The following is a 25076-nucleotide window of genomic DNA, read 5'->3' as shown; positions in this document are numbered from 1 at the left end:
CGGGCTGCTCAAGACTCCAGCCGCATCCGCGCTGACCAGCGCCACGGCGGCTGCATCACGGAAATCAGGCCGAAAATCAGGCAACGGGCTCCCGTTCACGGGCCGCCCGATCCGTGACTTCCACCCAACGGACTGCCGCGCAGCAAGGGCCTGAAGGCCCGCATCCTGCGACAATTCGGCCCGCGCGCTCCGCTCCATTTCAATGCGACGGCCCCGACCTGCGCCGCATTGCGCCTTGCCTGGCAGCTATTGCACGGGGCCTGCCTGCGCCGATATCTTCATCGTCCATGGTTCTCGATCCCTTCACCCTGCTCGTTCTCACCACGGCCATGGCCGCCGCCTCGGCGCTGTATCTGGCTGCGGAATGGGGCAGCGTGCGCGAACGCTCGCTGCTGCTGTGGAGCGGGGGGTTTGCCATCATCGCCGTGGGCTGTGTGCTGGCCCTGCTGCGCTCCAGCGGCCATGTGCTGCTGGGCATCTGGTTTCCCAACGGCTTGCTGATCTGCGCACACTGGCTGTTCCTGGCCGGCGTTGCCGCGTTCACGCACACCCGGCTGCCGCGCCTGTGGTGGCTGGTGGCCGTCGTCTGGCTGGCAATGCTGTTCATGCCCAGCGGACCGTGGTGGTCCAGGGCAATGCTGGGCATCCAGTCGCTGCTGATCGCCGTCATCAGCCTGCGCGCCGGCCTGCTGCTGCGTCCGCACGGCGGCACGCTGGGCGTGGGCGCGGCGCAGCTGCGCTTCGTTCTGCTGGCCCACGGCCTGTTCTATTTCGCCAAGGCCGCCTCGGCCGTGGCGCTGGACACCTTCATCAACCTGGCCAATTTTCACGGCACGGTGATCCTGGTCTCGCTGGTGGAAGGCGTGATGGCGATCATGCTGCTCGCCATGTCCATGACCGGCACGGAGCGCCATCGCCGCGAGGAACGCATCGCGCAGATCGCCGCCCGCGACCCGCTCACCGCCCTGGACAACCGCCGCGCGCTCTATCTGCGCGCACCCCAGCTGCTGGAGCAGGCCTCACCGGCCAGCCCCTGCGCCCTGCTGCTGATCGATATCGACCACTTCAAGCAGGTCAACGACCTGCACGGCCACGATTCCGGCGACCGCCTGCTGCTGACCCTGAGCGACCTCATCCGCAGCGCGCTGCCGCGCGGCGCACTGGCCGCACGGCTGGGCGGGGACGAGTTCGTGATCGTGCTGCGCAGCGTCGACCACGCGGCAGCACAGGCGCTGGGCCAGGACTTGCGCGAGGCCTTCGCGCAGCAGGCGCGCACCATGTTCGAGACGCCGGAGCCGGTGTCGCTGAGCATCGGTGCCACCCTGTTCGACCAGCCCGGGGTGGAGCTGTCCCACTGGCTCAAGCAGGCCGACGAAGCTCTCTACACCTCCAAGCGCAAGGGACGGGACCGGATGGAACTGGTCCAGCTTGCGCCCGGGCGGCCGCACTGAGGGCGCCGGGGGTGCCGAGGGTGCCGAGGGTGCCCTGGCCCTGGGCACGCCTCACGCCAGCTCTTCATCGGCCAGCGCCAGCGCTGCTTGCGCCAGCAGTTCAGCGGCATGCGCATCGTTGCCGGGGGTGAAGACCCGTTGGCGCTGCGGGTCCAGCGGCGGGCCCCGGTCCACTTCGCCGGCTTGCGAGGCGACCACGCTGCGCGTGCCCAGGGCAGCAGCCATCATGGAGACGGTGGTGTTGTTGCACACGGCCACGCTGGCCGATGCCAGCGCCGCGCCCAGCATCCAGATGTCGGTGCGGCCGCTCAGGTCCAGCGCGGGGTGGCGCATTTGCGCGGCCACCGATGCCACCAGGGCGCGCTCGTCCTCGCTGCCGGTGAGCAGCACTTCCAGCCCCGCCTGCGCCAGCCGGTCGGCCACGGCCGCGAAGCCGCTGGCGGACCAGCGGCGCACAGCCAGCCGCGCGCCCGGGTGCACGATGGCGTAGCGGCGGCTTGCGGGCAGCAGCGGGCGGACGCGGGCGCGGTCATCGGCATTCAACGGCAGGTCCAGCTTGAGGCCGCGGCGCGGCAGGCCCATGTGGTCGGTCAGGGCCAGCAGGCCCAGCACTTCGCTGCCCTGCCCGGGCCAGGGCACAAAGCGCAGCGCATCCGCCTCGGGCACCCAGTCATCGGGGTCCGCAAAGCCCGCGTTGCGGCGCGCGCCAAAGTTGGCGACCAGGGCATTGGTGTTGCGGCCCGAGTCGTGCAGCTGCACCACCAGGTCAAAGCGGCGCGAACGCATGCGGCGCTGGAAGAAGCTGTATTCATCGGCCTTGGCCGAGGGCACGCCGGGCAGACCGGGCCAGCCGGGAAACAGCTCGAAGTCATCGACCGAAGACAGCCTTTGCGCCAGGCCTTCGGCCTCGGGCAGCCCCACCAGGGTGATGCGTGCCTTGGGCCAGGCCGCAGCCAATGCACGCAGAACGGGCGTGGCGCACAGCAGATCCCCAAAGCGGCGCGCGCGGAACACGCCGATTCTGCGCAGCTGCGGCAAGACGGCCGACCTGCGGTAATCCTTGTATTTGCCGGGCCTGAGGGCGGGGGTTGAATCGGCCAGCCTCAGCAAGGGGTGATTCATGGAATTCATGGGCACTCTCCGCCTGTGGTTGCAGGCCATGGAGACGTAGCAATCGGCGTGCCCGCTGCGCGCCCTCCCCCTGCAAAAGCCGGACGCCGTCTACCACGCCTGGCTGGGTTGCCCTGTCACACCCATGAAACATCGGCTGCAGACAATGCCGGACTTTGTCAATCAGAGCGCCCCGCGCAACACGAAGAATGCAAGTCTGGAAATTGGGAATGGTGGCCGGTGCCGCAGCGCTGGCCCTGGCGGGTTGTGGTGGCAGCGATGGCGATAGGGCAGACGGGGGAACGAACAGCCAGGCCGTGGCCTTCATGGCCGATGTGCACTTCCAGGACGTGTACGGCGACCTCAAGAACAGCAGCTTCAAGGGCGTGCCCACGGCCAATGGCATGTTCGCCACCATCCGCACCATGTATGCGCAGCTGACTTCCACGCGGCTGTTCAACGAGAACTACTTCGCCTTCCGCGCCGCGCTGGACGATTCGCTGGCCAAGGGCGTGAAGCTGGTGGCCTTTCCCGGCGACTTCTCCGACGACGGCCAGCCGCTGAACGTGAACGGCTTTCGCGCGGTGCTGGCCGAGTACGAGAAAAAGGGCATGCGCTTTTTCATCGCGCCCGGCAACCATGACCCTGTCGCCCCCTACGACGATGACGAAAAGGGCAAGGACGACTTCATGGCCGCCAACGGCAGCACGGTCAAGGTCTACGCCAAGAACTACCAGGGCTGCCTGAACGCCGAAGCCAACGTGGTCTGTACCGACCAGTTGATGGAGCAAGGCTATGCCTCGCTGCTGCGCGACCTGGCCCCCTACGGCCTGATGCCCAATGAGAAGGACGTGTACTGGGAGACCCCCTACAGCACCTACGCGCAGGACAAGTACAGCTATGCCGAGGCGGCCAGACAGGCCCAGCTGGGCCAGCGCAGCTACGAGATCTGCAAGGAAGGCGAAGGCGGCAGGTTCAAGCAGGCCGGCTACACCAATTGCACCAGCATTGCCGATGTGAGCTACCTGGTCGAGCCCGTCAAGGGCCTGTGGCTGCTGTCGGTGGACGCCAACGTCTTTGTGCCGGACAAGCTGGACCCCGCCAAGCCCAACTCGCCCAAGGGCTTCACCGGCGCCGGCAATGCAGGCTGGAACAAGATGACCACGCACAAGAAGAGCGTGATGGCGTGGATCGAATCGGTGAGCGCGCGCGCCAAGGCCCAGGGCAAGCAGCTGGTGGCCTTCTCGCACTACCCGACCATGGACTTCTACGCCAACCAGACCGATGCCATCAAGGCCGCCTTCAAGCCCGGCGCCTTCCAGACGGCGCGCGTGCCCGAGCAGGCCACGGCCGAGGCGGTGGCCGCCACGGGCCTGCCGCTGCACATCGGCGGCCACATGCACTTCAACGGCACCAACGACTACCTGAGCAAGAGCGGCAAGTACCTGGTGAACGTGCAGTCGCCGTCGCTGGCCGTCTACGGCGCGGCCTACAAGATCGTGCGCTTCGACACGCCGCGCAAGGTGGACGTGCAGACCGTGGCGCTGAACAACGTGCCGCGCTTCAACGAGCTCTTTCCGCTGTACGAGATGGAATGGAAGTACGTGGAAGGCAGCAGCAAGCCCGAGGACGCCAAGCGCCGCTGGGACAAGGCCATTCTGTCCAGCACCAGCTATGGCGACTTCACCAGCCGCTACTTCGGCGAGCTGTCGCGCCTGCGCTTCCTGGACGAGTACTGGGCATGCGACATGAAGGACCTGGTCAGCCAGCTCAACCTGCAGCAGATGCTGACCATGGCCCAGCTGGACACCAAGGTCACCTACGCCCAGCTCGCCGGCCTGGCCGCGCAAGGCGTTGCCGTGCCCTTCAAGCCCAGCGCCGGCTGCCTGCAAGGCAGCCCCGTGGCCGGCAATGCCGCGCAGTGGGCCGCCGACTGGAGCGTGGCCGAGAACGCCGCCCGCGCCAAGGCCCAGGCCGCGGGCGTGGACTTCAACGCGCTGGCCAAGGTGTCGGCCTATACCTTCTACGGCGACTTCCACCGCACCGTCTACGCGGGCGGCCTGTCGCTGAACGACATGGGCAAGCAGCGCGTGGAGCAGTACCGCCTGCTGATGAGCGCCTTCCCTGCCCTGACCTCGGCGCCCCAGAAAACGGGCGACAAGCTGGCCGACAGCACGCCCGTGGGCCAGCCCTTCCAGTACAGCTTCAAGCAGGTGTTCTCCATCCTCAAGGGCCTGGGCTCGGGCAAGCCCAGCGACCATTTCTCGGTGGACTTCGACGCCAGGACGCTGCGCGCCGAAGGCAGCGACAGCCTGAAGTTCTGACGGACAAGGCGCGGCCTGTACAGCGCTGATCTGTGCCAAGGGGTGCCCTGCCCCTTCGTGCAGGTCAGCGCTTTCTTGCATTTGCGCAGGCATGACTACACGGCTTCCGATCTTTCCTACACCCGGATTTCACGGCGCGCCACACACTTGCTGCATTCGTCCCGCAACCCCTAAAGACCGGCGACATCGGCCTCCAGCCGCCACCCGCCGGATCAGGAGTTCTCCCCATGAAGCAGCTCATTCCCATGGCAGGGTCCCATCACCGTTCGTATGTCCCCATGCAGATGGGCCAGCCCATCAGCGACGGCAACTACACCCAGCAGCAGACCAAGGCCAACCAGCGACAGATAGGCCAGCCCTTGCCGCAAAAGCAGCAGCAATGAGGGCGATGCCGCGCCTGTGAGGCCGGCCACGTCAATCCAGGCCTGGAGCACCCTGCTCCTCTTGCACAAGCTCCCGCAAGCCCTGCCCGCCAGCGTTTGTGGGGGCTTGTTGTCCTTGGGCCCCGCAGCCGCCCAGGCCCAGGGTGCAAGCAGTATGGTTACATATGCAACAACGGGTTGCGCACCTACGTGACCCCCCCTCGCGCAACGCATACCATCGCCGCCCAACAACTCAGAAAGGCGGAGGGTATGCAAGAAAATTCTCTCGAATGTTTCCTTTATCACAGCCAGCTGGCCCCAGGGGCTGACACCACATGCATCGCGGCGATCATCAAGGCGGCGCGCACCTTCAACTGGTCGGCCGGGATCACGGGCATGCTGGTTTTCGACGGTGAACGCTTCTTCCAGTATGTCGAAGGGCCGCCAGAGCAACTGGCGCTGCTGGTGGAGTCCATCTCGCGCGATGAAAGACACATCAACTTCACGCCCCTGTTTCCGCAGGCACGCCTTGATCAAAGGCGTTTTGCCAAGTGGTCCATGGCCTATGTGATTGTGGAAGACTCGGAGCCGCTGGGCACCATCTCCGAGCTTCAAGGTCCAGGTGCACTGGAAAAACTGCAGGAGCTTTTACCGCTGCTGGACGCCCAGTAATCCCTTTGCCCCCAAAGGCGCGGCAGTTTTATAGTATGGGTTCACTGAGGCAGGAAATCGATGCTTACCCGTTGGACTACCGAATCCGAGAAAGAGCAACTGCTCGGACTGCAGACCGCTGAAATCCTGGACCTGAACGCCAGAAAGGAATTTCAGCGCATCACCGAGCTCACCAGCCGCATGTTCATGGCTCCGATTGCCATCATCACGGTTCTGGACGAGCACAGGCAATGGTTCAAGGCACCGGTGGGTGTGGATATGGATGGCAGCCTGCGCACGGATGCCTTCTGTGACCACACCATCAGAAACGAAGGAATCATGGTGATTCCCGATACGCACCTGGACAGCAGATTTTCAGAAAATCCCCTGGTCACCCACAAGCCCAATATCAGGTTCTATGCAGGCGTGCCTTTGATAATGGAATCCGGCCACGCCATCGGCAGCCTGTGCATCATCGATACCCAGCCCAGGACATTCTCCGAAGAGCAAGGCCAGCAACTGCAAGCCATGGCTGCCATCGTTCAGGCTCAACTTCACTACCATCACAGAATTGGAAAAATAAACGAAGTCACGGGCCTGCCAAATCGCACGCAACTCAAGCTGGACCTGAAGAGCCTTTGCATTCTGGCCCCGGGATCGGCACGCGGTCTGGTATTGATGGAGGTGCTCAACCACGCCAGCCTGCTAGAAATGAGCAATGCGCTGGGCTTGAACTATGTCGAGCAGCTCATGCGTGACATTGCCAAGGCAGTCACGGACATGACGGGGCCGCACGCAACCGTCTACCACGTGGGTCTGGCCAGGTTTGCCTGGGTGATCAGCGCCGGCAGGCAAGAAGATGAGGAGGCATTGGTCAACCAATTGCTGGAATACCTGCAAAAACCCATCACCAGCGCCGATCTGCGGTTCGAACTTCAACCCAGGGCAGGCGTGGTGCGGTTCTACCTGAACCAGGACGAGGTGGACGATGTCATTCGCAAGGCGATGGTGTGCGTGCAGCAGGCCGGATACAACGCTCGATCGTTTCACCGCTATGAGGAGAATGAGGACAGTCTCCAGCAACGATCCTATCGGCTCCTGCGGGACTTCGGACATGCGCTGGGCAATGGGCAGCTGCGGCTGGTGTACCAGCCCAAATTCGACAACCACAGTTTCAGCTGCAAGGGGCTGGAGGCGCTCATACGCTGGAAGCATCCACAAATGGGAGAAATCCCGCCCAGCGAATTCATCCCTCTGGTTGAAGCCACGCCGTTGATCCACAGCCTGACACGGTTCGTGATCAAAACGGCGCTGGCGCAGGTGGCGGCCTGGAAAGCCGAGAAACTCGATCTTCAGGTCTCCATCAACATCTCCCCGCGCAATCTGGATGAGGTCGATTTTCCGGACTACCTGAACGCCATGTGCAACCAGCACGGCGTTCCGCTGAAAAACATCGTGATCGAGTGCACAGAAAGCGATGTGCTGACAGGCCATGGCACGGTTCAGGCGCTTCAACAGATCAGGAAACTCGGCATCAAGGTTGCACTGGATGATTTTGGCGCCGCATATTCCAATCTTGCATCGCTCAAGAATCTGCCTGCCGAGATATTGAAGATAGACCGGTCCATGGTCTGCGACATCGATACCAATGACCGGGCCCTGTCCGTATTGAAATCCATCATGACCATGGCCTCGGATCTTGGCTATCGCCTGGTGGCAGAGGGCGTTGACAGCGCCGAAGTCTTTGATTTACTGGTTTCCCTGGGTTTCGATGAAATACAGGGCTACTATTTCAGCAGGCCCATTGAAGCGTCGGAAATCAGGAAATTCGTTGAAGAGCGCAATCGGTACGCCAACGGAAAATAGCGGCAGCCACGAAGATACGAATCATTTCCAGAGAGCCGCATGCCGATGGGGGCATAGGCCCCGATCACGCCCTGCGCTCCTAGAATCACGCATCCCTTGGGGAGTAGCCTGCTTGCAACCTGCAAGCGCCTGCGTCAACACACTCGGCATCCTGCATGCTGTGGCGCAGGCATCCGTTCTTCGGTTGGCGAGACCATCGGCATTTCACCGCGACACAGGTCACAAGGTCGGGCAGCGGTGAAGTGCCGTTGTGCGCTTGCCCGGCCGTGAAGAACCCCTCCCAGATGAACGCCGCATCCATCCTGCTCCTGGCCTTTGCCATGTCCACCGACGCCTTTGCCGCCGCCGTGGGCAAGGGCTCCGCCCTGCTCAAACCCCGCTGGTCCGAAGCCCTGCGCACAGGCGCCATCTTCGGCGTCATCGAAGCCCTGACGCCGCTGGCCGGCTGGGCGCTGGGCTATGCGGCTTCCGACTACGTCAAGGCATGGGACCACTGGATTGCCTTCGTGCTGCTGCTGGTGCTGGGCGGCCGCATGCTGCTGGGCGCCCTCAAGGCCGCTGACGGCGAAGAAGAGGCCAAGCCCGCCCGGCACGGCTTCTGGCTGCTGGTGGCCACCGGATTCGCCACCAGCATCGATGCCATGGCCGTGGGCGTGGGCCTGGCCTTCCTGGATGTGAGCATCACCACCGTGGCCCTGGCCATCGGCTTTGCCACCTTCGCCATGGTGACCCTGGGCGTCATGGTCGGCCGCCTGCTGGGCAGCATTGCGGGCCGCTGGGCGGAGGCCGTTGGCGGTGTGCTGCTGATCGGCATCGGCTCGGTGATTCTGTATGAGCATCTGAGCGCCATCTGATTGGGGGCCTGCACCCCGCCAGCGCACGGTTGCGGGAGCTTGTAGGCAAGCTCCTCGCCGCGCCGCTCGATTGGCTGACAGGCCTTTGCTTGCTTTTCCGATCTCCGTGCGCTTGGGCAGCGCTCCTAATGAGGGCTTCAAATTTTGTTTTCCAGGAGTTCTCTATGACAGGTCACAAGACGCTGAAGATGGGTTTGATCGCTGCCGCACTGATCGCAGGCGCAGCCTCCACCAGCTGGGCCCAGCCCGTGGCGGGCACCACCACGCTGGGCGTGGCGGCCACTGAAGTCCAGGCCGTGGCCACGGGCTGGAGCCTGAAGAAGTCCGTGCTGGGCAAGAGCGTCTACAACGAGGAAGGCAAGGCCGTGGGCAAGATCGACGATGTGATCGTCGCACCCGACAAGGCCGTGTCGTACGCCATCATCGGCGCAGGCGGCTTCCTGGGCATGGGCAAGCATGACGTGGCCATTCCCGTGAACCAGTTCCGCGTGGAAAACAACAAGATCACCCTGCCCGGCGCCACCAAGGACGCGCTGAAGGCGCTGCCCAAGTTCGAATACGCGAAGAAGTAAACCAGGCGCGCCCTGTCGCCTCATTCACAAGCCCTGCACTGCAGGGCTTTTTCGTGGGCGCGTGGCTGGCAGCCAGGCAAGCGTCCAGAGTGGCCGTGGAAGGCAATATGATCGCGGCGGATCAGATTCATACAAAAAATCCACGAGCAAATGAAAATACTCCTCGCCGCTTCATTGGGAATATCGTTGGCCATTCAGGCATCGCCCTGCTTTGCGGACAACAGCAATGGGAAGCAGCTCTATTCATCGAGATGCGCCATGTGCCACGGGGCAGACGCCAGGGGCACGGGCCCGCTGGCCAACAAGAGCAACCCTCCCACGCCCGACCTCACGACCGCCGCCTTCAGAAAAAGGCTGCATGATTATCCGGGCGTGATTGTCTCGTCCGTCATTCTTCGCCCGAATGGAGATTTGATTCCCCGGACCTTGCGGGAAAACGGCGTGAAAGTACCGCCCCATGCCTGGACGGTGAAGGATTTTCGTGACCTGAATGAGTATTTCAGTGGCCTGATCACGAAGAAATAAATTCAAATTGCGATTTCCTGCCTGCGCACATGCTCGCGCACTGCATCGACCAGGATGCGCGCAAGGCGGTCCACGGGCTCCGGGGCATCCAGCGCGGCGCGGCCCAGGATCAGGTCCATGGACGGCAGGGCCGGCAAGCCAAGGGCCTGTGCATCCAGCGGCCTGACGTGGGCGGGCAGGCCGAACGGCGTGCGCACGGACAGGCCCAGGCCGGCCGCCGTGGCGGCCCAGACGGCGGTCAGGCTGGCGCTGTTGAAGGCGTGCCGCCAGGCCAGGCCCTTTTTGTCCAGGGCGGCCGTCACGATGTCCCGCAGGGGGCAAGGCGCCTCAAGCATGGCCAGGGGCAGCGCCTCATCGCCCTGCGCCCCGCCGTTGAGGCCGCGCGCCCAGCCGGCCTCGGCCGCATCCAGCGATGCCGGGCCAATCCACTGAAGCGGCAGCCGCATGATGTGCTCGCCATGCACGCAGGCATGGTTCATGCCCACATCCCAGAGCAGCGCCAGGTCGAACTGGCCCAGGGCCATGCGTTCGCGCAGTTCATCGCTGCGGGCCACGCTGGCCTCGATGCGCACGTGCGGGTGGGCACGTGCGAACTGCCCCAGCACATGGGGCAGCACGCTTTCGCCCAGGTCTTCCTGCAGGCCCAGGCGCACCAGGCCGCGCAGCTCGCTGCCGCGCACGGCCGCCACGGCGCGGTCGTTGAGTTCCAGCAGGCGCAGCGCGTAGCCGCGCAAGGTTTCCCCCGCCTCCGTCAGCACCAGCCCCCGGCCGGACTTGCGCAGCAAGGGCGTGCCGCATTGGGATTCCAGCTTCTTGAGCTGGGCACTGACGGCCGATGTGGAGCGGCCCAGCCGGTCCGCCGCCCGGGCAAAGCTGCCCAGTTCGACGCCGGTGCAAAAAGTGCGCAGCACATCCAGGTCATAGAGAACGCGTGTCATTGCCAAGCCCCCGATCGTGCTGAAAAAATGGATTGTAGATACGAAATTATGTGATTTTCAGGATGGTTGAGGCCCAACATACTGCCGCCCATGACCTCCTCTTCTCCTGCACCCGGCGCCGATCCGGGCCCCCTGCCCTTGCCCTCCCCGCCCCGCCACCGATGGAAGGTGCTGGCGGCAGGCGTCATCGCCAATGCCGCGTTTTCCGTGGCTTTCAGCGGGATTCCCATGACGGCCATCCTCATGCGTTCGGGCTACCAGCTGGACACCCGGACGCTGGGCCTGGCGCTGGGGCTGATGGGCCTGGGCATTGCGCTCAGTGAATTGCCCTGGGGATTGCTGACGGACCGCTGGGGTGACCGGCCGGTGCTGCTGCTCGGCCTGTGCGGCACGGCCGTGGCCCTGGCGGCCATGGCGCTATGGGCTTCGCCATCGCCGGCCCATATCCCGCCGTTTGGCTTGCTGGCTGGCGGCCTGGTGCTGGTGGGGCTGCTGGGCGGCAGCGTGAACGGCGCCAGCGGTCGGGCAGTCATGGGCTGGTTTGCCGAAGGCGAGCGCGGCCTGGCCATGAGCATCCGCCAGACCGCCGTGCCGCTGGGTGGCGCCATCGGCGCGCCCTTGCTGACCAGCCTGGCCACGCATGCAGGCTTTGCCGCCGTCTATGGCGTGCTGGCTGCGCTGTGCCTTGGGGCTGCCGCATTCGCCGCACTGTGGATTCAGGAGCCGCCGCAGTCACCGTTTCGAAGCAAGGCCGCCGCGCCGCACCATGCCGGAGCCACCACGCCCGGACCATTGCGCGATCTGCAGGCCTGGCGCATGGCCGCCGGCATCGGCATCCTGTGCGCCCCGCAGTTCGCCGTGCTGTCCTTCGGTACGGTGTTCCTGCATGACCATGCCCAGTTGGGGCTGGGCGCGGCGGCGGCCGTCATGTCGGTCGTGCAACTGGCTTCCATGGCCTTGCGGATCTGGAGCGGCCGCTGGACCGACAGGCACCGGAACAGGCCCGCCTTTCTGCGCGCCTGCTGCCAGCTCACCCTGGCGCTGTTCGCGGGCCTTGCGGGCCTGAGCTGGGCCGGCCACCCGGCCGGGTCTGCTGCGATGGGTGTGGCTCTCATGGTGATGCTGGGTATCTGCGGCATCTGCGTGTCCGCCTGGCATGGCGTGGCCTACACGCAGCTGGCCGGAATGGCCGGCGCAGCCCGCGCGGGCACGGCGCTGGGCATGGCCAATACCTCCGTGTTCGCGGTCTGCTTTCTGGTGCCCCTGGCCATACCGCATCTGCTGTCGGCCCAGGGCTGGGGGCTGGTCTGGGCCTGTGCGGCGGCCTGCGCGGGCTGGGCCATGCAGCTGTTTGCACGGGCCGGTGCCATTCGCAACGCCAAGGCCGCGAAGACCCCCCAATTGCACGAGAATGTTGGCTGTCTTCCCCCACCGACCTCCCCCCGATCATGACCATCGCCCACTGGCTTGTTTTCTGCGGCGTCTCGCTGTTGATGTGCTTCACCCCCGGCCCCGCCGTGTTGCTGGCCATCTCCAACTCGGTGGACGTGGGCGCAAGGCGAACGGCACTGAGCTCGCTGGGCAGCTCGGTCGGCATCTTTGTGGTGTCCGGGCTGGCGATGATCGGCATGGGGACCATCCTCGCCATGTCGGCCCATGCATTTCTGGCCATGAAGGTGGCGGGCGCCATGTACCTGATCTGGCTGGGCGTCAAGCCCTGGCGCAGCAAGGACGGCTTGCTGGGCAGCGATGCGGGCCTGGCTCCCACCCAGCGGCGCGAGCGCAAGAACTGGCAACTGGTGGCCCAGGGCATGGGCGTGTCGCTGACCAATCCCAAGGCCATCCTGTTCTTCTCGGCGCTGTTTCCCCAGTTTGTCGTCCCGGGCGAGCCGCTGCTCACGCAGTACCTGGTGCTGACCACCACCTTCGCGGTCTGTGCCCTGATCTCGCACGCCTGCTACGTGCTGCTCATCTCCCTGATCAAGGGCCACCTGGTGGCACACGCCAAGCTGTTCAACCGCATCGTGGGCGGCACCTTCATCGCGCTGGGTGTGGGACTGCTCAGGACACGGCACAAGCTGGGCTGAGTGTGTGCGCAGCCCCTGCTCGCACGGGCCAGGTGCGCTGCGCAAGCCAATGCAAGCCCGCCCCCAGCGCCCGCCACGCCCACGAAGGGCGGGCGGCGCGGCCGCAGATGCCAGGCTCAGTTCGCCCGCGCATCCCTCACCACGAAATGCTCCACATGCGGTGCCTGCGCAAAGTACGGGCCGATGATGGCGCGCCACTGCGCGAAGGCGGGTGACTCGCGAAAGCCCACGGTGTGGTCTTCCAGGGTCTCCCAGTTCACCTGCAGCACGTAGCGGCCGGGCGTTTCCATGCAGGCAAGTATGCTGTGCCCACGGTATCCCCCGGCCTTGGACAGCACGTCGGCCACGGCCTGGGTCAGGGCCTGGCCGAATTCCTCGTGCCTGGCGGGATCGACCCTCAGTTCGGCAATTTCAACAATCATGGATATCTCCTGGAGAGGCGGCTCGATGTCGGCACGGAGGGCGGCCGGGGTCATCGCTCCTGGTTGAGAGACTGGATGCGCGCAGGGCTGCGCGCATCCGGAGACTTGGAATATTGCAGAACTTGAGGATTCCTGCCCAGGGGGTGCGCGCCCCGGGCAGGCGCCTTACTGCCCGGTCTGCTCGGGGATCAGCAGCAGCTTGCCCACGCTCTGGCCCGATTCCATGCGCCGGTGCGCCTGCGCGGCCTCGGCCAGCGGGTAGGTGCTGTCGATCACCGGGCGGATGGTGCCGGCCGCCAGCGCGGGCAGCCAGCGCTGGGCGAAGCGCTGGACCATGGCCTGCTTGACTTCGGGCGGGCGCGACTTCATCACCGTGCCGAAGATCCGCAGGTGCTTGTACAGCAGCACATCCATGGGCACGGCCGCCGCCAGCGCGCCGCCCAGCAGGCCCACGCAGACCATGCGCCCGCCCATGCCCAGCGAGCGCATATTGCGCTCGAGGTAGGGGGCGCCAATGAAATCGACCACCACATCCACGCCCTTGCCGCCCGTCCTGTCGGCCACCACGGCCTGGAAGTCTTCGCTGCGGTAGTCGATGAACACGTCGGCGCCAAGGCCCGTGACGGCGTCGCGCTTGTCGCCGCTGGCCGTGGCAAACACGCGCGCGCCGGCCGCATGCGCCAGTTGCACGGCCGCCGAGCCCACGCCGCTGCCCGCCGCGTGGATCAGCACCGATTCGCCGGGCTGCAGGCTGGCCAGGTGGAACAGCGCCTCATGCGCCGTGACGAAGACTTCGGCCACCGCGCCGGCGTCGGTCAGCGACAGGCTCTCGGGCACATGCATGGCCATGCGGTAGTCGATGCGCGACAGCTCGGCATAGGCGCCGCCGCCCACGATGCCCATGACGCGGTCGCCCACGGCAAAGCCCTGCACCTGCGCGCCCACCTCCACCACGGTGCCGGCGATCTCCAGGCCCATGAGGTCGGATTCGCCAAAGTGGGCGCGGCCATAGGCGCCCTTGCGGTGGGATACATCGGCACGGTTCACGCCAATCGCGGCGTTGCGCACCAGAAGGTCATGGGGCCGGACTTCGGGCCGGGCCACGTCGCGGGCCACGAGCACTTCGGGGCCGCCGAAGTCGTCGAAAACAATGGCTTGCATGCTTGTGCTGTCTTTCATTGCGCAATGAGTATTCAAAAAAGGGTTGAAGGTCCGATACCCAAAGCTTACGACTGCTCCAGGCCGCTCAAACGCAGCGATTTCGCTCTACAGTGCTGCAAATCTGCATCACCAAAACCGCCATGAACTGGGATGACACCCGCATCTTTCTCGCGCTGACGCGCACGCCCTCCCTGCGCGCCGCCGCGCGCAGCCTGGGCGTGGACCAGGCCACCGTGGGCCGGCGCCTGAACGCGCTGGAGGCCGAGCTGGGCAGCAAGCTGTTTTTGCGCGCCAGGGATGGCTACCTGCTCACCGCCGCCGGCGAGGCCGCGCTGGGCGCCGCGCGGCGCATGGAAGGCGCGGCGCTGGACCTGCGCACGCGCATCGAGGGGCTGGACGACAGCCCGGCCGGCCTGGTGCGCGTGACCAGCACCGACTCGATCGCCACCGAATTCCTGCTGCCCGCCATAGAACGCCTGCAGCAGCGCTGGCCCGGCATCCGCGTGGATCTGGAGGTATCCACGCACATGCTGAACCTGGGCCGCCGCCAGGCCGATATCGCGTTTCGCAACGTTCGCCCCGAGGCACCCGAGCTGGTGGTGCGCCGCGTGGTCGCCTGGCCCGTGGGACTGTTTGCGAGCGCAGCCTACGTGGCGCGCTTTGGCCAGCCGTCGGCAGAGGACGAGTTGCGCGGCCACCACCTCGTGGTCTATGGCCCCTTCCTGGAACAGCGGCCCGTTCCCACCATGGTCGATGTGCCCGCGCGCCAGGCCCGGATCGCCATGGCCGCCAACTCCAGCCTGCTGGTGCGCAAGGCCGTGGCGGCCGGCATCGGCCTGGGCGAAATGCCCGTGAGCATGGGCGAGCGCGAAGGCCTGCTGCGCATCTGGCCCCAGCGCCAGCGCTCGGACGACTACGAGGTCTGGCAGGTCATGCACCCCGACCTGCAGCGCACGGCCCGGGTGCGCGTCACGGCCGAGTTCCTGGCCCAGGCGCTGGGCCAGACGATCAGCCCTGCTCCAGCAGCACCCGGATGAGGAGGTGCGGCTGCAGCGGCTTTTCCAGATAGTGGTCAAAGCCTGCCTGCAGCGCCTGGGTGCGGTCCTGCTCCCGGGCAAAGGCGCTGAGCGCCACGATCTTCACCTGTCTTGTTCCGCCAAAGTGCGCGGCCTCCGCTTCGCGCAGGGCCTTGACCAGCTGGAACCCGTCCTTTCCCGGCAGCCCTATGTCGCTGACGATGAGGCTGGGCCACTGCGCCTGGACCAGGGCCATGGCCTGGTCGAAGTTCTCGGCACTCCTGACGGTGGCGCCCTGGTCGGTCAGCACCACTTTCAGCATTTCGCTGGTGTCCGCGTTGTCTTCAACGATGACGATGTCCTTGCCTTTCAGGGATTCGCCATTTTCAAGATGCACATTCATCGGGTCGGCCTGGGAGGCGCTTGCCTCGTGCAGCGGAATCTCCACCCGCATGGTGACGCCACGGCCCACGCCTTCGCTGTGGGCACGCACGGTGCCCCCATGCAGCTCCACCAGGTGCTTGACGATGGACAGCCCCAATCCCAGGCCGGAATGGCCACGGGTGGCGGGGGCGGAGGCCTGCGAGAAGCGCTCGAAGACATGGGGAAGGAATTCAGGCGCGATGCCCACGCCCTCGTCCGCCACGCTCATCACCAGGCTTTCGTCACTGATTTCAAGGCCCACCTTCACCACGCTGCGCGCATTGGAGAACTTGATGGCGTTGGAGACCAGGTTCCACAGGATTTGCTGGAATCGCGTGACATCGATCCACGCCATGATTTCATCGGACGGCGCCTCGAACTGCAGGGTGATGTTCTTGTCGGCGGCGTTGTCGCGCAAGGGCTCCAGGCTTTGCACGGCCAATGAGCAGACATTGACCTCCTCGCGGTGCAGATTGAGTTTTCCCGTCGTCAGGCGCGAGATATCCAGAATGTCCGCAATGATGCGGCTTTGTGCCTTCACGCCTTTCTCGATGGCATCTATGCCCTTCTTGAGCATGGCCTCGCTGAGGTTGGCGCGCTTGAGCAAATGCGTGCCCCCGTTGAGCAGGGACAGCGGCGTGCGCAGTTCATGCGAGAGCACGGCGACAAAATCATCCTTGGTGCGGCTGATGCGCTCTGCGGCCACGCGCGCCGCCTGCTCCTGCTCCAGCATCTGCTGGCGCTGCCTCTCGAACTCCAGGGACTCCGTCAGGTCCTGGGCCACGGCCAGGCGGATGCCGGGCTCGATGGGATCGGAGAACTTCCAGGAGATCAGGCGCTCCTGCCCGTCTGCCGGGAGGATGGGGAACTCGCCGCGCCAGGACTTTTCGGGGTCTTCGGCCAATTGCTGCGCAGCTTTTTCCCGAACGGCCTGCGGAACAAAGCCGATCAGCGGCTTGCCCGCCAGGTCTTCAATGCCGCGCTGCAGCAGTGCCTGCGCCTGGGAGTTGGCATCGCTGATCAGGCCGCCGGCGCTGACCAGCATCATGGCCGCCGGCGCCTGGTCATAGATGGCGCGAAAGCGTGACTCGCTGCGGCGCAGCCCGTCTTCCGCCAGGCGTGCGCGGATCAGGGCATGCAGCGTGGCAATCAACAGCTGCGGCTCCACGGGGTGCACCATGTAGGCATCGGCCCCGGCGTTGAGGCCCGCCACCTGGTGGTTGCTTTTCACATACTCGGCCGACAGGTGCACCACGGGAATCAGGCTGGTGTGCCGCGCACCGCGGATGGTGCGGCATACGTCAAAGCCCGAGATATCGGGCAAGTGCACATCCAGCACCACGGCTGCCACGCCGGTCTCCGACAGGGCAATGGCCTTTTCCCCGGTTTCCGCCTCGACCGTCTGGAATCCAGCCGCCCTGATGACCCGTGCCGTGGAGTAGCGCGTGGCAGGGTTGTCGTCAACGACAAGAATGGTGTGCAGGCTTCGGTCGAATGAGGGAAGAATCATTCCAGTCGTGTTCTTGGGCATGATGTTCCTGTTGTTTTTGATGGGATGAAGACCGGCTTGGCCGTATCAGGCCTTCAGATCCTTGGTATCGACCGGAAGATGCGCGGGAACGATCACGGAAAAGGTCGAGCCTTCGCCCAGGGCGCTTTGCACTTCCACCCAGCCCCCCAGAAGCTGCGCCAGCTGCTTGGACAGGGCCAGGCCCAGGCCCGTGCCCCGCAGGCGCTTCTGGATGGGTGAATCGACCTGGGTGAAGTCATTGAAAATCGCGTCGTGGAATTCCGAGGCGATGCCTATGCCGGTATCCGCCACCGAGAATTTCACCAGCATGTCCCCCACCAGTTCTGCCGACACCTTGATCTCACCCTGCGGCGTGAATTTCAGCGCATTGGAGATGAAGTTTCTGAGGATCTGCGAGAGCTTGCGGTTGTCGGTGTAGAAGCGCGGCAGATCACCGGGCTCTTCGAACACCAGGCTCAACTCCACGTTGTCCGCCATGGCCTTGAACATGCCGCGCAAGGCGGCAAACAAATCCATCATCTCGAACCAGCCCGGCGAGATTTCCAGGCGGCCCGCCTCGATCTTGGCCAGGTCAAGCAGGTCGTTGACCATCTCGGAAAACTCGGCGGCGGTTTCCTGGATGAAGCCGACCTGCCGGGTCTGCTCGGTGGTGAGCGGTCCATCCACATGGTCCAGCAGCAGGCGCGCGTTGCTGCGGATGGCGCCTATGGGCGTGCGGAACTCATGGCTCATGTAGGAGAGGAAATGGCTCTTGAGTTCGGTGGCCTTGCGCAGCTTCTCGGCCTGCACATCCAGCTCACCGTAGAGCGCGACCACGCCGCGATTGGTCTCGTCCAGCTCCTCGCGCAAGGACCTGATCTCGGCGCGGCACAGTTCCAGTTCGGCTTTGAGCTCGTCTTCGTTCATTGTTCTTCCTCGGCCTTGAGGACGACCACGGTGGCGTCATCCCTGCTGCGGGTGTTGTGCCAGAGAAGGCAGGCGGCCAGCAGGCCGGGGTCCCTGCCCAGCAGGCCCGCATAGTCCTCATGCTTCCAGCGGGCAGACACGCCGTCGGAGTGCAGCACCAGAACGCCATGGTCAAGACTGGAGCAGTCGTCCACCCTGGGCCGCGAGATCTGTACACCTGCCGTGCCGTGCTGGCTGCTCAGGGAAAGGCTGGCCACGCCATTGAAAAGCCTGCCACTGATGTTTCCCGCACCGCAGCTGTGCACGGCCTGTGCGCCGAAGCGCACCGCCAACAGGGCCGCCCCGCGCGTGCCGCGCAGCGCTGCATGGGCCTGGGCCACGAACTCGTCCAGCGGCATGGCGGCATCGGCACCGCCGTTCCGGTTCTCGTTCCCGTTCCCATTCCAGTTCTGCGACGCAAAGACATCGACCGCCGCACGGGCCGCCTCGCCCGCCAGCGGTCCATGGCCCAGGCCGTCGACCACCAGCACCTCGGCCAGCCCCACGCCTGACCTGACCGCCCAGGCGTCGCCGCTGATGGTCTCGGGCGCAACGGCCAGGCAAACGGCGCCCATGCGCAGCGACAGTGCCGACGGCGCCCTGCGGCCTTCGCGCAGCCGCGCCAGACTCACCGTGCCGGTGGCTTCGGAGACGACAAAGAAGTCGTCGGCCACCCTGGAGATGGCCCCCAGGCCCGTGCCCGGCGAGCCCGAGCCGGTGCTCACCCCGTCCTGCATGGCGGTGGCGATGTCCTCGATGCCCGGGCCGCGATCGACACAGATGATTTCGATGTCATGCAGGGGCGGCCGCGCGGCTATCCAGATTTCAGCATCCCGCGCATGCCGCACCAGGTTGGTGGCCAGCTCGGTCGCCACCAGCCCCGAACGGCCCATGTCCTCGTCGCCCCAGCCCATGTCGGAGGCCAGTGCAACCACATGGCGCCTGACCTCGCCCACACGGCTCGCATCGCCTATTGGAAATGAACGATGGGTCCAGCCCCGGATTACTTCCACTTGGTGATACTCACTCGTGTGCCCTGGCCCAGCTCGGTTTCTATCTTGAAATCATTCACCAGCCGCTTGCTTCCCGGCAGGCCCAGACCCATTCCCATGCCGGTGGTGAAACCATCGGTCATGGCCATTTTCAGATCCTTGATTCCAGGCCCTGTGTCTTCAAAAATCAATTGCAAGGCCTGTTTTCCATTGACTTCGATGATGGCCCAGTTCATGTGGCCACCTTTTCCATGAATCAGCGTATTGCGGGACAGCTCGCTTGCAGCGGTAATCATCTTTGTCTGATCGACCAGCGAGAACTTCAGCATCTGGCAAAGCGAGCGCACCGTTTGGCGCGTGGCAACAATCTGCTGCTCGTTTTGTAACGGCATTTGGCCGCTGCGATCATGTTCCAAGGGTGGCTCCCGACTGCTGGGCCCGCAAAAGGGCCATTCCCCTCTCGACGGTCATCGCCGTCCTGACCCCGCCAAGGGACAGGCCCAACTCCACCAGGGTGATTGCAACGGCAGGCTGCATGCCCACCACGACGGTGGCGGCAGACAGGATGCGGGCAATGCCCGAGATGGTCACCAGCATGCGCCCGACGAAGGAGTCCACCACCTCCAGCGCCGAGATATCGATCATGACGCCGCTGGCGCCCGTGCTCGCGATGCGCTCGGCCAGGTCGTCCTGGAGCGCCAGCGCCGTCTGGTCCTGCATGTCGATCTGGATGGAAACCAGCAGCACATCGCCCATGCGCAGGATTGGAATGCGGTCCATGGATGGCTCACTCCTGTGCTTGGCGGGTGATGCGCCAGCCGGTCTTGCCCATGGCCAGCTTGAGCGCCTCGGCCAGCGTGGCCTTGGTGGTGATGTCGCGCATGTCGATGCCCAGGTGCACGATGGTCTGGGCAATCTGGGGCCGGATGCCGCTGATGATGCAGTCCGCGCCCATCAGGCGAATGGCCGTCACGGTGCGCAGCAGGTGCTGGGCCACCAGCGTGTCCACCGTGGGCACGCCGGTGATGTCGATGATGGCCAGCTCCGACTCGGTCGACACCAGGCTTTGCAGCAAGGACTCCATCACCACCTGGGTGCGGTTGCTGTCCAGCGTGCCGATCAGCGGAATGGCCAGCACCCCCTCCCACAGCTTGACGACGGGGGTGGACAGCTCCAGCAATTCTTCCTGCTGGCGGATGATGATCTCCTCGCGTGCCTGCTGGAAGCTGCTGACCGTGTGCTGGGCCATGTTGTCCACCAGCACGGTGGCCCTCCAGATTTCCTGGATGGCCGCAGCAGGATCGCCCGACAGCCCGCGCTGGATGTGTGCGAACAGCGGCTTTTTCAGCGACAGGATGAACTGGCTGGTTTCTCCGGCACGCTGGCCCTGGGCGGCGCGGGTGCGGGACAGCTCGGCCAGCAGGCGCCGCGCGGGATTCCAGCCCTCGTCCGAAAACCTTTGCGGATCGGCGCCGGAGGCGAAGGCGCCCACAATGGCGTTGATAATCCCCCGCGCTTCTTTTTCAGAATTCTTTCCAAGCGTGGAATCACCCATGCTGGCCTGGGCCATCCAATCATGGATCAAGGCATCAATATCATTTTGGAGTGTTTGCTGGATAATTCCGGTCATAGATATTTGCTGGATTTCAAATCAATTATTCGTTGAGGCTGCCAGGGAACTGCATTGGTGAAAATACAGCTGGTGTACCAACCATGTTTTTCTACAGATTATTCACTGATGCCCTCGTCACGCGAGACACAATTTGTAATATCAAATGGCATCTTCCTGTAAGGGTTTTTCGACAGATGCATGTCCGCCAAGCCGCGACCTGGTCAGCAAGCCCCCGGTACGCAGCCACGGGTGACGCGGGCACGCCGGTTCCGCCCCTCCTGGAGGGCGGAACCGGCACCGGAGGCAGCCCGCAACCCGTGTGCTCACAGGTTTTCTCATCCGTCAAACTGCGCAATGCATGCCCTTGGAAAATCCCAAGGACATTTCACACCTGGGCGCGGCAAGGCCATACACTGCCCAGCCTTTCTGAAATACGCCATGCCTGATATTGACCATGCAAACAACGCCTTCCACAAAAACCATCGTCAATCAGATTTTTGATGAGGACCGTTTGTCGGAGCTATTGAAACAAGAAGCCTCTCATGGCCTGGGTTTCGAGCAATGCGAATTCGATGGATTGAATCTCTATCAACTCGATTTGCAGGGCGCGCAATTTGTGGAGTGCAGTTTTGCCGACACCTGCTTTGAAAGCTGCCAACTGGCCGGCACCCGCTGGCTGCATTGCAAGGCGGGCCGCGCCGATTTTCGGCTGGCAAACCTGACGGATGCCCTGTTTTGCCAGAGCGACCTGAACAACACCAACTGGGAATTGGCCAAGCTGGCCTCAGCGCGCTTTCTCGAAGTCAAGCTGACCGGCGCCAGGTTTGGCGGTGCGCAAACCCTGGGCATTGATTTTCATGAGTCCCTGCTGATTGGTGCCGATCTGCGCGGCATGTCCTTCCGCAAGAAAACGCTGGAAGGCCTGAACTTCAGCGATGCCGATCTGGCCGGCTGCGACTTCCGCGATGCCGTTTTCCACAAGGCAAGCCTGCGCGATGCCCATCTCAAGAATGCCCGGTTCGATGGCGCGGACCTGCGCTCGGCGGACTTGCGCGGCTTGACGATTGCCTCGCTCAGCCAGCATTTCAAGGGCAGCCTGATCTCGCATGAGCAGGCTGCCGAGTTGGTGGGCGGGCTGGGCGTGCGCGTGATGTGAAGTCGAGGCGGGTGCGCCGCCACCGCCATCCGCACTCAGTAAACGATGTCGTGCTCGTACAGCAGCCTGGAGATGTCCTTGGGCACAAAGCCTGTCAGCAGCGAGTTCTCGTCCAGCAGATTGATGAACTCCCCCGCCGTGCCGGACTTGGAGTGGTCAATGATGAAGTCCAGGAACTCCTCGCTGACGCGGTCACCGTCCTGCTCGAAGGACCAGCTGTGCTCCTGGCCGCCCGACTGGAAGCGCAGCGTGACGGTGTCGCCCTCCATGCCGGATTCGATGCCCTCATAGCCGATGGCGCCACCGCAAGCCTTGGCGAAGCGCTTGAGCAGGGCCACGTAGTCTTCGTCGGCCTCGTTGTCTTCCCCAATGCCGCCATCGAACAATTTGACCTGGGCGGCCTTGGTGTGCTGGCGCAGTGCCGCCATCAGGGCGTACTCGTCCTCGATGGAGGCGATGTCGAAATCCGCAGGCACGATGCCGTGCGTCTTCATGGCGGAGGCAATCACGGCGACAGGGTTCTGGCTCTGGGTCATGGCGGTGTCTGAAAGGGTTGCGGGATCGGAGACGGTGCCGATGATAGGCGCAGCCTGTGCCTGCGCACTGGACATCTTGTCCGGTGGCATCCGGCTTGCGCCTTCAGTCTGTGGAAGCGGGGCTGCGCCTGTCCTTGCGCAGCATGTCCAGATAGAGCGCTTCCACCTTCTCGCGCGCCCAGGGCGTCTTGCGCAGGAATTTGAGGCTGGAGCTGACGCTGGGGTCCAGCGTGAAGCAGCGCACCGGAACCTGCCGTGCCAGGGCAGGCCAGCCATAGCGGGCCTCCAGGGCACGGACGATGGCTTCGAGCGTGACGCCGTGCAGCGGATTGCGGGGCTGGGCAGCGGGGGGCGGAGTTTCTTGCATGGGGTGATTCTCCCTTGTGATGGACCGCAAGCCTGGCAGTGCGGTGCACGCGCTGGTGCCGAGGTTGGCAGCGGCAGGACAGGTTCCGCAGAAACGGGACCGCGCCGGCACTGTGCGAGCGCGGAAAAATTTGTAAACACATGAAACCAAAGAGGAAGTTTCTGTAGCATTCACGGCGTCCCTGCCTCTTCTTCGAACCCGCTTCCATGCCTGCCCTGTCCCTTCGCCAGAAACTGCTGGCTCCGCTGGTTTTCTGCCTGCTGGCGCTGCTTGCGCTGACCCTGTTCAACGCCTACCAGGCACGCAGCAAGGCCTATGAGGCCCGGCAGCAGGCGCTGCGGGACTTTGTCGATTCGGCAGACAGCCTGATTGCCGCCATTGCGGCAGAGGCCAAGGCCGGCAAGCTGCCTGAAGAAGACGCCAAGGCCACGGCCATTGCCCGCGTGGGGCAGCTGCGCTATGCCGGTGGTGCGGGCTACATCACCAGCATCACGACGGATTCCGTGGTGCTGAACAACCCCGCAAGCCCGGGCATCAACGGCAAGAACATGGCCGGCTTCCAGGACGCCAAGGGCAGCTACCTCTACCGCAGCATCGCCGCCGTGGGCGCTTCTGCCCAGGGCAACGGCTACCTCACCTACTGGTGGCCCCGTCCCGGCGCGAAGGAGCCCAGCGAGAAGCTGGCCTATGCCAAGCGATCCACCTCCTGGAACTGGGACCTGATCGCGGGTGACTATGTGGACGACATCCAGCACGCCTTCATCGCCACCATCATCAAGTCGGTGGCGGCGCTGGCGGTGCTGGGCGCACTGCTGTCGTTGATCGCCTGGATGGCCACGCGCAGCGTGCTCCAGGCCATCGGCGGAGAGCCGGCCGTGGCGGCAGCGATCGCCAACCGCATCGCCGCCGGGGATCTGTCGCAAACCGGGCTGGAGGGGGCATCGCACGCACCGGAAGGCAGCGTGATCGCGGCGGTGCAGCGCATGAGCGAGCAGCTGCGCCAACTGGTGACGCGCATCCACGACACGGCGGGCATCATCCACCGCTCGGCCGGCGAGATTGCCACGGGTAGCCTGGACCTGTCGCAGCGCACGGAGCAGCAGGCCAGCTCGCTGGAGGAAACGGCGGCCTCCATGGAGCAGTTGACCGCCACGGTGCACCAGAACGCGGAAAACGCGCAGCAGGCAAGCCAGATCGCCTCGGGCGCCTGCGCGGTGGCCGAGCGCGGCGGCACCGTGGTGGACCAGGTGGTGAGCACGATGGGCGAGATCAATACCTCGTCGCGCCGCGTGGTGGACATCATCGGCGTGATCGACGGCATCGCCTTCCAGACCAACATCCTCGCGCTGAACGCGGCCGTGGAGGCTGCGCGCGCTGGCGACCAGGGGCGCGGCTTCGCGGTCGTGGCGGGCGAGGTGCGCACCCTGGCGCAGCGCAGCGCCTCGGCCGCGCGCGAGATCAAGACGCTGATCCAGGCCTCGGTGGAGCGTGTGGATGCCGGCGCCACCCTGGTGGACCAGGCCGGGCAGACCATGCGCGAAGTGGTCACCACGGTGCGCAACATCACAGGCATCGTGACCGAGATCGCCTCGGCCAGCCGCGAGCAAAGCACCGGCATCGAGCAGGTGGGCCATGCCGTGACCGACATGGACCGCGTGACCCAGCAGAACGCCGCACTGGTGGAACAGTCCTCGGCCGCCACGCAGGTGCTGCAGCAGGAGTCGGAGAAGCTCTCCCGCCTGACGGCATCGTTCAAACTCTAGGCTTCGCTTCCCTTCTCTTTTCAGACATGATCACCTGCTACCTGCGCTACATCATCGACCCGTTCAAGGCCAAGGAATTCGAGGAGTACGGCAAGACCTGGATTCCGCTGGTCGAGAAATTCGGCGGCAAGCACCACGGCTACTTCCTGCCGTCCGAAGGCGCCAACAATGTGGCGCTGGCCATGTTCAGCTTCCCCAGCATGGCGCTGTACGAGGAGTACCGCATCAAGTCCATGCAGGACCCCGAGTGCCAGGCCGCCTTCCGCTACGCGGAGGACACGCGCTGCATCCTGAGCTACGAGCGCAGCTTCATGCGCCCGGTGTTCGGCTGAACCTCCCCCCGCGCCACGCCCATGTGCGTGGCGCGCGTTTGCAAATACGGAATCGGTATTTTCACAACTGAAGCACGCTA

26 protein-coding genes and 1 riboswitch are annotated in these 25076 nt (G+C 64.6%); of the genes, 14 read left to right on the top strand and 12 right to left on the bottom strand.

Annotation, left to right across the window (positions count from 1 at the left end; translation table 11 throughout):
* Nucleotides 1-287: 287 nt before the first annotated feature.
* A complete protein-coding gene (locus ACM14_RS11675; protein WP_065346223.1) occupies nt 288-1451 on the top strand; it encodes a GGDEF domain-containing protein in 1164 nt (387 codons plus the stop codon).
* 51 nt (nt 1452-1502) lie between these two features.
* Here ACM14_RS11675 and ACM14_RS11670 read toward each other — a convergent pair whose 3' ends face one another.
* Nucleotides 1503-2582, bottom strand: a complete 1080-nt coding sequence (locus tag ACM14_RS11670) for a glycosyltransferase family 9 protein (RefSeq protein ID WP_065346222.1) — start codon at nt 2580-2582, stop codon at nt 1503-1505.
* A gap of 188 nt (nt 2583-2770) precedes the next feature.
* Between ACM14_RS11670 and ACM14_RS11665 the strand changes: the two genes are divergently transcribed.
* From ACM14_RS11665 to ACM14_RS11640, 7 genes are all read left to right on the top strand, one after another.
* Nucleotides 2771-4885, top strand: coding sequence for a metallophosphoesterase (locus ACM14_RS11665; RefSeq protein ID WP_065346221.1), 2115 nt, complete (start codon nt 2771-2773; stop codon nt 4883-4885).
* A gap of 227 nt (nt 4886-5112) precedes the next feature.
* Complete coding sequence (locus tag ACM14_RS32045; protein ID WP_012206197.1) at nt 5113-5268, top strand: hypothetical protein; 156 nt, start codon at nt 5113-5115, stop codon at nt 5266-5268.
* 249 nt (nt 5269-5517) lie between these two features.
* The gene (locus ACM14_RS11660) at nt 5518-5919 is read left to right on the top strand and encodes a BLUF domain-containing protein (RefSeq protein WP_043824908.1); all 402 of its coding nucleotides are present in this window, start codon (nt 5518-5520) and stop codon (nt 5917-5919) included.
* A 60-nt stretch (nt 5920-5979) separates the two neighbouring features.
* A complete protein-coding gene (locus ACM14_RS11655) occupies nt 5980-7764 on the top strand; it encodes a bifunctional diguanylate cyclase/phosphodiesterase (protein WP_063325636.1) in 1785 nt (594 codons plus the stop codon).
* Nucleotides 7765-7850: 86 nt separating this feature from the next.
* A riboswitch (yybP-ykoY riboswitch) is annotated at nt 7851-8034 on the top strand.
* 14 nt (nt 8035-8048) lie between these two features.
* A complete protein-coding gene (mntP, locus tag ACM14_RS11650) occupies nt 8049-8618 on the top strand; it encodes a manganese efflux pump MntP (protein WP_043824905.1) in 570 nt (189 codons plus the stop codon).
* A 164-nt stretch (nt 8619-8782) separates the two neighbouring features.
* Nucleotides 8783-9190: a PRC-barrel domain-containing protein gene (locus ACM14_RS11645; protein ID WP_034395775.1), complete on the top strand. Its 408-nt coding sequence runs from the start codon at nt 8783-8785 to the stop codon at nt 9188-9190.
* A gap of 150 nt (nt 9191-9340) precedes the next feature.
* Complete coding sequence (locus tag ACM14_RS11640; RefSeq protein ID WP_043782271.1) at nt 9341-9715, top strand: cytochrome c; 375 nt, start codon at nt 9341-9343, stop codon at nt 9713-9715.
* A 2-nt stretch (nt 9716-9717) separates the two neighbouring features.
* On the opposite strand, the gene ACM14_RS11635 is transcribed toward ACM14_RS11640, so the two are convergent.
* Nucleotides 9718-10653, bottom strand: coding sequence for a LysR substrate-binding domain-containing protein (locus ACM14_RS11635; protein WP_012206203.1), 936 nt, complete (start codon nt 10651-10653; stop codon nt 9718-9720).
* A 90-nt stretch (nt 10654-10743) separates the two neighbouring features.
* Between ACM14_RS11635 and ACM14_RS11630 the strand changes: the two genes are divergently transcribed.
* On the top strand, nt 10744-12105 hold the full coding sequence (locus ACM14_RS11630) for an MFS transporter (RefSeq protein WP_065346250.1): 1362 nt from the start codon (nt 10744-10746) through the stop codon (nt 12103-12105).
* Nucleotides 12102-12740 carry a LysE family translocator gene (locus ACM14_RS11625; protein WP_065346220.1) on the top strand — a complete coding sequence of 213 codons (639 nt, stop codon included), beginning with the start codon at nt 12102-12104 and terminating at the stop codon, nt 12738-12740. Before ACM14_RS11630 ends, ACM14_RS11625 begins: the two co-directional genes overlap by 4 nt.
* A gap of 116 nt (nt 12741-12856) precedes the next feature.
* Here the strand turns inward: ACM14_RS11625 and ACM14_RS11620 are convergent, their stop codons facing one another.
* On the bottom strand, nt 12857-13162 hold the full coding sequence (locus ACM14_RS11620; RefSeq protein ID WP_043821188.1) for an antibiotic biosynthesis monooxygenase: 306 nt from the start codon (nt 13160-13162) through the stop codon (nt 12857-12859).
* Nucleotides 13163-13327: 165 nt separating this feature from the next.
* The gene (locus ACM14_RS11615) at nt 13328-14323 is read right to left on the bottom strand and encodes an NAD(P)H-quinone oxidoreductase (RefSeq protein WP_139093413.1); all 996 of its coding nucleotides are present in this window, start codon (nt 14321-14323) and stop codon (nt 13328-13330) included.
* A gap of 140 nt (nt 14324-14463) precedes the next feature.
* Here ACM14_RS11615 and ACM14_RS11610 point away from each other — a divergent pair, with 140 nt between their 5' ends.
* A complete protein-coding gene (locus ACM14_RS11610; protein ID WP_034398816.1) occupies nt 14464-15360 on the top strand; it encodes a LysR family transcriptional regulator in 897 nt (298 codons plus the stop codon).
* Here the strand turns inward: ACM14_RS11610 and ACM14_RS11605 are convergent.
* From ACM14_RS11605 to ACM14_RS11580, 6 genes are read right to left on the bottom strand one after another with little or no spacing between them, the layout of a single operon-like run.
* Entirely contained in the window at nt 15332-17293 is a 1962-nt protein-coding gene (locus ACM14_RS11605; RefSeq protein WP_065346218.1) for a response regulator, read from the bottom strand. The genes ACM14_RS11610 and ACM14_RS11605 overlap by 29 nt on opposite strands.
* 45 nt (nt 17294-17338) lie before the next feature.
* Nucleotides 17339-18199, bottom strand: coding sequence for a sensor histidine kinase KdpD (locus tag ACM14_RS11600; RefSeq protein WP_043821193.1), 861 nt, complete (start codon nt 18197-18199; stop codon nt 17339-17341).
* Nucleotides 18196-19194: an ATP-binding protein gene (locus ACM14_RS11595; protein ID WP_254662034.1), complete on the bottom strand. Its 999-nt coding sequence runs from the start codon at nt 19192-19194 to the stop codon at nt 18196-18198. The genes ACM14_RS11600 and ACM14_RS11595 overlap by 4 nt, the downstream gene beginning before the upstream one ends.
* A gap of 47 nt (nt 19195-19241) precedes the next feature.
* Nucleotides 19242-19646 carry an anti-sigma regulatory factor gene (locus ACM14_RS11590; RefSeq protein ID WP_012206212.1) on the bottom strand — a complete coding sequence of 135 codons (405 nt, stop codon included), beginning with the start codon at nt 19644-19646 and terminating at the stop codon, nt 19242-19244.
* Nucleotides 19636-20010 carry an STAS domain-containing protein gene (locus ACM14_RS11585; RefSeq protein ID WP_012206213.1) on the bottom strand — a complete coding sequence of 125 codons (375 nt, stop codon included), beginning with the start codon at nt 20008-20010 and terminating at the stop codon, nt 19636-19638. Before ACM14_RS11585 ends, ACM14_RS11590 begins: the two co-directional genes overlap by 11 nt.
* A gap of 7 nt (nt 20011-20017) precedes the next feature.
* Complete coding sequence (locus ACM14_RS11580; protein ID WP_065346216.1) at nt 20018-20860, bottom strand: STAS domain-containing protein; 843 nt, start codon at nt 20858-20860, stop codon at nt 20018-20020.
* 436 nt (nt 20861-21296) lie between these two features.
* Between ACM14_RS11580 and ACM14_RS11575 the strand changes: the two genes are divergently transcribed.
* Nucleotides 21297-21998 (top strand): pentapeptide repeat-containing protein, encoded by a 702-nt coding sequence (locus ACM14_RS11575; RefSeq protein WP_043821199.1) that lies wholly within the window; start codon nt 21297-21299, stop codon nt 21996-21998.
* A gap of 35 nt (nt 21999-22033) precedes the next feature.
* Here the strand turns inward: ACM14_RS11575 and ACM14_RS11570 are convergent, their stop codons facing one another.
* Entirely contained in the window at nt 22034-22534 is a 501-nt protein-coding gene (locus tag ACM14_RS11570) for a hypothetical protein (protein WP_139093412.1), read from the bottom strand.
* 103 nt (nt 22535-22637) lie between these two features.
* A complete protein-coding gene (locus ACM14_RS11565; protein WP_034395743.1) occupies nt 22638-22901 on the bottom strand; it encodes a VF530 family DNA-binding protein in 264 nt (87 codons plus the stop codon).
* Nucleotides 22902-23107: 206 nt separating this feature from the next.
* Here ACM14_RS11565 and ACM14_RS11560 point away from each other — a divergent pair, with 206 nt between their 5' ends.
* Together ACM14_RS11560 and ACM14_RS11555 are read left to right on the top strand one after the other, a co-directional pair.
* A complete protein-coding gene (locus ACM14_RS11560; RefSeq protein WP_065346214.1) occupies nt 23108-24664 on the top strand; it encodes a methyl-accepting chemotaxis protein in 1557 nt (518 codons plus the stop codon).
* Between the two features lie 26 nt (nt 24665-24690).
* A complete protein-coding gene (locus ACM14_RS11555) occupies nt 24691-24996 on the top strand; it encodes an NIPSNAP family protein (protein WP_012206218.1) in 306 nt (101 codons plus the stop codon).
* The last annotated feature ends 80 nt before the right edge of the window (nt 24997-25076 follow it).

It is taken from the genome of Delftia sp. JD2 (assembly GCF_001682645.1).
Lineage (GTDB): Bacteria > Pseudomonadota > Gammaproteobacteria > Burkholderiales > Burkholderiaceae_C > Comamonas > Comamonas acidovorans.
This window is presented reverse-complemented; position numbering and strand designations above follow the sequence as displayed.

Excerpts from the sequence above, each read along its gene's own strand:
- ACM14_RS11580 (WP_065346216.1), bottom strand. The coding sequence starts at position 20,860 with ATGACCGGAATTATCCAGCAAACACTCCAAAATGATATTGATGCCTTG.
- ACM14_RS11655 (WP_063325636.1), top strand. The coding sequence starts at position 5,980 with ATGCTTACCCGTTGGACTACCGAATCCGAGAAAGAGCAACTGCTCGGA.
- ACM14_RS11635 (WP_012206203.1), bottom strand. The coding sequence starts at position 10,653 with ATGACACGCGTTCTCTATGACCTGGATGTGCTGCGCACTTTTTGCACC.
- ACM14_RS11645 (WP_034395775.1), top strand. The coding sequence starts at position 8,783 with ATGACAGGTCACAAGACGCTGAAGATGGGTTTGATCGCTGCCGCACTG.
- ACM14_RS11660 (WP_043824908.1), top strand. The coding sequence starts at position 5,518 with ATGCAAGAAAATTCTCTCGAATGTTTCCTTTATCACAGCCAGCTGGCC.
- ACM14_RS11575 (WP_043821199.1), top strand. The coding sequence starts at position 21,297 with ATGCAAACAACGCCTTCCACAAAAACCATCGTCAATCAGATTTTTGAT.
- ACM14_RS11625 (WP_065346220.1), top strand. The coding sequence starts at position 12,102 with ATGACCATCGCCCACTGGCTTGTTTTCTGCGGCGTCTCGCTGTTGATG.
- ACM14_RS11670 (WP_065346222.1), bottom strand. The coding sequence starts at position 2,582 with ATGAATTCCATGAATCACCCCTTGCTGAGGCTGGCCGATTCAACCCCC.
- ACM14_RS11600 (WP_043821193.1), bottom strand. The coding sequence starts at position 18,199 with ATGAACGAAGACGAGCTCAAAGCCGAACTGGAACTGTGCCGCGCCGAG.
- ACM14_RS32045 (WP_012206197.1), top strand. The coding sequence starts at position 5,113 with ATGAAGCAGCTCATTCCCATGGCAGGGTCCCATCACCGTTCGTATGTC.
- ACM14_RS11630 (WP_065346250.1), top strand. The coding sequence starts at position 10,744 with ATGACCTCCTCTTCTCCTGCACCCGGCGCCGATCCGGGCCCCCTGCCC.
- ACM14_RS11555 (WP_012206218.1), top strand. The coding sequence starts at position 24,691 with ATGATCACCTGCTACCTGCGCTACATCATCGACCCGTTCAAGGCCAAG.
- ACM14_RS11610 (WP_034398816.1), top strand. The coding sequence starts at position 14,464 with ATGAACTGGGATGACACCCGCATCTTTCTCGCGCTGACGCGCACGCCC.
- ACM14_RS11565 (WP_034395743.1), bottom strand. The coding sequence starts at position 22,901 with ATGCAAGAAACTCCGCCCCCCGCTGCCCAGCCCCGCAATCCGCTGCAC.
- ACM14_RS11570 (WP_139093412.1), bottom strand. The coding sequence starts at position 22,534 with ATGACCCAGAGCCAGAACCCTGTCGCCGTGATTGCCTCCGCCATGAAG.
- ACM14_RS11675 (WP_065346223.1), top strand. The coding sequence starts at position 288 with ATGGTTCTCGATCCCTTCACCCTGCTCGTTCTCACCACGGCCATGGCC.
- ACM14_RS11560 (WP_065346214.1), top strand. The coding sequence starts at position 23,108 with ATGCCTGCCCTGTCCCTTCGCCAGAAACTGCTGGCTCCGCTGGTTTTC.
- ACM14_RS11640 (WP_043782271.1), top strand. The coding sequence starts at position 9,341 with ATGAAAATACTCCTCGCCGCTTCATTGGGAATATCGTTGGCCATTCAG.
- ACM14_RS11665 (WP_065346221.1), top strand. The coding sequence starts at position 2,771 with ATGCAAGTCTGGAAATTGGGAATGGTGGCCGGTGCCGCAGCGCTGGCC.
- ACM14_RS11620 (WP_043821188.1), bottom strand. The coding sequence starts at position 13,162 with ATGATTGTTGAAATTGCCGAACTGAGGGTCGATCCCGCCAGGCACGAG.
- mntP (WP_043824905.1), top strand. The coding sequence starts at position 8,049 with ATGAACGCCGCATCCATCCTGCTCCTGGCCTTTGCCATGTCCACCGAC.
- ACM14_RS11585 (WP_012206213.1), bottom strand. The coding sequence starts at position 20,010 with ATGGACCGCATTCCAATCCTGCGCATGGGCGATGTGCTGCTGGTTTCC.
- ACM14_RS11615 (WP_139093413.1), bottom strand. The coding sequence starts at position 14,323 with ATGCAAGCCATTGTTTTCGACGACTTCGGCGGCCCCGAAGTGCTCGTG.
- ACM14_RS11605 (WP_065346218.1), bottom strand. The coding sequence starts at position 17,293 with ATGCCCAAGAACACGACTGGAATGATTCTTCCCTCATTCGACCGAAGC.